The 3,956-nt window shown below is 71.5% G+C and carries 5 protein-coding genes; 3 read left to right on the forward strand and 2 right to left on the reverse strand.

The genetic code is table 11. The features are described 5' to 3' along the window. Positions 1–69: 69 nt before the first annotated feature. A complete protein-coding gene (gene lexA, locus ACFRCR_RS17470; RefSeq protein ID WP_377679308.1) occupies positions 70–819 on the reverse strand; it encodes a transcriptional repressor LexA in 750 nt (249 codons plus the stop codon). 313 nt (positions 820–1,132) lie between these two features. On the opposite strand from lexA, the gene ACFRCR_RS17475 reads away from it, so the two are divergent. Both ACFRCR_RS17475 and nrdR read left to right on the forward strand, forming a co-directional pair. Then, positions 1,133–1,510, forward strand: coding sequence for a LysM peptidoglycan-binding domain-containing protein (locus tag ACFRCR_RS17475; RefSeq protein ID WP_377679310.1), 378 nt, complete (start codon positions 1,133–1,135; stop codon positions 1,508–1,510). 426 nt (positions 1,511–1,936) lie between these two features. Continuing rightward, the gene (nrdR, locus tag ACFRCR_RS17480; protein ID WP_377679312.1) at positions 1,937–2,467 is read left to right on the forward strand and encodes a transcriptional regulator NrdR; all 531 of its coding nucleotides are present in this window, start codon (positions 1,937–1,939) and stop codon (positions 2,465–2,467) included. A gap of 47 nt (positions 2,468–2,514) precedes the next feature. On the opposite strand, the gene ACFRCR_RS17485 is transcribed toward nrdR, so the two are convergent. Next, complete coding sequence (locus tag ACFRCR_RS17485; protein ID WP_377679314.1) at positions 2,515–3,591, reverse strand: aldo/keto reductase; 1,077 nt, start codon at positions 3,589–3,591, stop codon at positions 2,515–2,517. Between the two features lie 112 nt (positions 3,592–3,703). Between ACFRCR_RS17485 and ACFRCR_RS17490 the strand changes: the two genes are divergently transcribed. Further along, positions 3,704–3,895 (forward strand): DUF5302 domain-containing protein, encoded by a 192-nt coding sequence (locus tag ACFRCR_RS17490; protein ID WP_030150529.1) that lies wholly within the window; start codon positions 3,704–3,706, stop codon positions 3,893–3,895. Positions 3,896–3,956 lie beyond the last annotated feature (61 nt).

The following is a 3,956-nucleotide window of genomic DNA, read 5'->3' on the forward strand; positions in this document are numbered from 1 at the left end:
CCCACGTGGGTCGTCCCCTTCGTCATGTTCGCCGTCTGCGACCGTGCCGCGGTCACCGTGCCGGAGTGGTCAGAGACTCCGCAGGACCGAGACGACCCGGCCGAGGATCTGGGCGTCGTCCCCCGAGATGGGCCGGTACGCCGCGTTGTGCGGCATGAGCCAGACGTGCTTGTCGATGCGCTTGAACGTCTTGACGGTCGCCTCGCCGTCGATCATCGCCGCGACGATCTCCCCGTTCTCGGCGACGGGCTGGCGGCGGACCACGACCCAGTCCCCGTCGCAGATCGCGGCGTCGATCATCGAGTCGCCGGCCACGCGGAGCAGGAAGAGCTCGCCGTCACCCACGAGCTGGCGGGGGAGCGGGAACACGTCCTCGACGACCTGCTCGGCCAGGATGGGTCCACCGGCCGCGATGCGTCCCACGACGGGGACGTACGACGGCGTGGGACGCTCGGGCGAGTCCTCGGACATGTCGATCCCCTCGACGCGCGGGAAGGCGCTGCCGGGGAGGGCGGCGATGGCTCGCGCGTCGTCGTGCTGGACGACCTCGATCGCGCGCGGTCGGTTGGGGTCGCGGCGCAGGTAGCCCTTGCGCTCGAGCGTCGTGAGCTGGTGCTTGACGCTCGAGGGGCTCGTCAGGCCCACGGCCTCGCCGATCTCTCGCATGCTCGGTGGGTAGCCCCGCTGGTCGACCGACGCGCGGATCGTCTCGAGCACGAGGCGCTGGCGTGGTGTGAGGCCGTCGCCGCCCGTCGTGCCGTCGGGCAGCTCGTGCACCTTCGCGAGCCTGCCCGTGGTGTCGGCCACCCGTCCCGCCATCGTCGTCTCCGCCCTGCTCGGCCGTCTCGGTCCCTGTCCTGCGAGCGGCACCGCGGGCGGCACCGGCTCCTGCGCGTGGCCGACCGGGCTCTCGGCAGCCCGTGCGCGGGAGGACCCGTGCGACGGGCGTCCGACATATCGGACGACCAGTACTCGAACAGCCTAGGTCACACGACGACACGAATCAAACACATGTTCGAGCATGTCTCGACATCCGCGGCCGACGGTGATAGAAATCGTACAGATGTTCGACGTACAGGTGTTCGAACCGACCGGGGAAGGCGGTTCGGGCGCCACGGGCGAAGGAGTGGGAATGAGTGCGATCAGTGCGATGGGCGCTTCCGATGGCTGGCGCGTCGAGCGACGCGGCGGCACGCAGGTCGAGGCGCCGTTGAGGCTGACGACGCGGGGCCGCGTGGTCCTCGTGCTGCTCGTGGTGACGGTGGTCGCGCTCGGGACCCTGTGGGGCGCTCGTGCGGTCGCGTCCGGGCCTGGCGAGCCGGTCGAGGTGCGGGTTCATGTCGTCGAGGCGGGCGAGACCCTGTGGCAGCACGCTGCCACCCTGGCCTCGGGGGGTCGCGACGTCCGTGACGTCATGGCGGACCTCGCCGAGCTCAACAATCTGTCGTCGACCGGGCTGCAGGTCGGTCAGCAGCTCCTGCTCCCGGTCGACCCGGACTTCGGGCGTTGATCCGCGGCGGGGTGTCGCTCCCGTGGCTGCGGGGCGTTCCTGTTCGTCGGGGAACCGACGGGTCGCCCCGCGAGGCGTGAGTTCTCGGCGGCAGGGCTTGCGCGATCGCATTAGGTTCCCCTAAGTTAGTACTGCCTCACCAACCCGGCTGGGGGGTCGGTCGGTGAGGGGGAGGCGCGCCACGCGCGTCTCCGCAGTTGCGTCGACGTTCGCGAGGCGAGTCGCGGACGTGAGATGGGGACGGGGGCGTCCCGACGGAGGTGGCCGGTCATCGGCCACCTCCGTTCTCATGTGCCACGACATGTCGTGACCGTCCCGCCTGGCGAGGCGCCTTGCGCCCTGTCGAGGTCGAGACATAGGTTCGGGACGCACCGTCCGTGGCGCCCGCCCCGGACCTCTCGTGCGGACCCACAGGAGTATCGCCTCATGCACTGTCCGTTCTGCCGGCACGCGGACTCACGGGTCGTCGACTCGAGGACCTCCGACGACGGTGCGTCCATCCGTCGTCGCAGGCAGTGCCCGGCGTGCAACCGCCGCTTCACCACGATCGAGACGGCGAGCCTGTCTGTCGTCAAGCGCTCGGGCGTGACCGAGCCCTTCAGCCGGGAGAAGATCGTCACGGGCGTGCGCAAGGCGTGCCAGGGGCGCCCCGTGAACGAGGACGACCTCGCCCTGCTGGCGCAGAAGGTCGAGGAGTCGCTCCGGGCCGGCGGGAGCGCGGAGCTGGACGCCTACGAGATCGGGCTCGCGATCCTCGGGCCGCTCCGGGAGCTCGACGAGGTCGCCTACCTGCGCTTCGCGAGCGTCTACCAGGCGTTCGACTCGCTCGAGGACTTCGAGACGGCGATCAACTCGCTCCGGGCCGAGCGCGAGGAGCGTGCGGCGACCTTCGGCGCGGCCGACGTGCGCCCGACGGGTGACGAGCCCGCCGACGACGCGGTGCCCGACCGGGCCTGAGCCGTCGGACACGACCAGCCGACGTCTCCGCGGGGTCGACTGCCCGGCTAGAGGTCGCTCGAGCGCGTTGCCCAGATGTTGATGCCTGTGTCCAGGGGGCGGCGACTCCCGTCGGGCGCGACCTCGGTCGTCACGGCGTCGATCGCCGCGAGCTCGTCGGTCGTGAACGGCGGCGCATCGAGCGCTGCGAGGCTCTCGTCGACCTGAGCCGTCGTCCGCGCTCCCACGAGGACCGACGTGACGCGCGGGTCGCGCAGCGTCCAGGCGACCGCCGTCCGGGCGAGGGGCTCGCCGCGACCGCTCGCGACCTCACGCAGCGCACGGATCCTCGCGAGGTTCTCGGGGGCGAGGTGCTCGGGACGCAACGAGACCGAGCGGGCAGCGCGTGAGTCCGACGGCACCCCGTCGAGATACCGGTCGGAGAGCATGCCCTGGGCCAGCGGCGAGAAGACGATCAGGCCGGTCCCCGAGTCGCCTGCGACGTCGAGCAGGCTGCGTCCACCCGGGCCCGGTGCCTCGATCCACCGGTTCAGCATCGAGTACGACGGCTGGTGCAGGGCCAGCGGCAGGCCGAGGTCGTCGGCGACCGCGAGAGCCTCGGCCGTGCGCTCGGCCGAGTACGACGAGATGGCCGCGTACGTGGCCCGGCCCGAGGAGACGGCCGTCGCGAGCGCGCCGATCGTCTCGTGGAGCGGGGTCGTCGGGTCGAACCGGTGGGAGTAGAAGACGTCCACGTGGTCGGTGCCGAGGCGGCGCAACGACGCGTCGAGCGACGACAGCAGGTACTTGCGCGACCCGCCCTCGCCGTACGGCCCGGGGCCCATGCGGTAGCCCGCCTTGGTCGAGACCAGCAGCTCGTCGCGGTGTCCTCGGAGGTCCGTCGCCAGGAGGCGCCCGAAGGCGGCCTCCGCGGAACCCGGCGGCGGGCCGTAGTTGTTCGCGAGGTCGAAGTGCACGATCCCGCGGTCGTGCGCGTGCAGGACCAGCTCGCGCTGCGCCGCGTACGGGGTCGACTGCCCGAAGTTCTGCCAGAGCCCGAGGGAGAGGCGGGGAAGGGCAAGGCCGGAGCGTCCGGCGCGGGCGAACGGCATCCCGGAGCCCGGCTCCGGCGCTTTGTGCGACATGTCTCGACCGTACCCGGTCGTATTCGCTGGCGTTACCCCGCCGGGTGCGACAGGCTGGGGCACGGGAGCGCCCGACGGCGTACCTGTTCCACCGAGAGAAGGAGGCCCGCCGATGACGACGTCGAAGGACGAGACACCCGGGACCACGCCCAGCGAGGACGCCAAGGCGAAGTTCCGCGAGGCGTTGGACCGCAAGAACGCCGCGAGCCACCGCACCGCGGACGGGGGCTCGAACACGGGCTCGGTCCACGGGTCGGAGACCGTCGGACCTGTGCAGCGCACGTTCCGCCGCAAGTCCGGCTGAGTGTCGGCCGGGAACCAGGAGGTTCCCCCGCACCTGCACGACATGAGGAAGGGGACCAGCC

The organism is Oerskovia sp. NPDC056781 (genome assembly GCF_042789955.1).
GTDB classification, from domain to species: domain Bacteria; phylum Actinomycetota; class Actinomycetes; order Actinomycetales; family Cellulomonadaceae; genus Oerskovia; species Oerskovia rustica.

Bases quoted from the DNA above. Each gene is read 5' to 3' on its own strand.
- lexA (WP_377679308.1), bottom strand. From the start codon at position 819: ATGGCGGGACGGGTGGCCGACACCACGGGCAGGCTCGCGAAGGTGCAC.
- ACFRCR_RS17475 (WP_377679310.1), top strand. From the start codon at position 1,133: ATGAGTGCGATCAGTGCGATGGGCGCTTCCGATGGCTGGCGCGTCGAG.
- nrdR (WP_377679312.1), top strand. From the start codon at position 1,937: ATGCACTGTCCGTTCTGCCGGCACGCGGACTCACGGGTCGTCGACTCG.
- ACFRCR_RS17485 (WP_377679314.1), bottom strand. From the start codon at position 3,591: ATGTCGCACAAAGCGCCGGAGCCGGGCTCCGGGATGCCGTTCGCCCGC.
- ACFRCR_RS17490 (WP_030150529.1), top strand. From the start codon at position 3,704: ATGACGACGTCGAAGGACGAGACACCCGGGACCACGCCCAGCGAGGAC.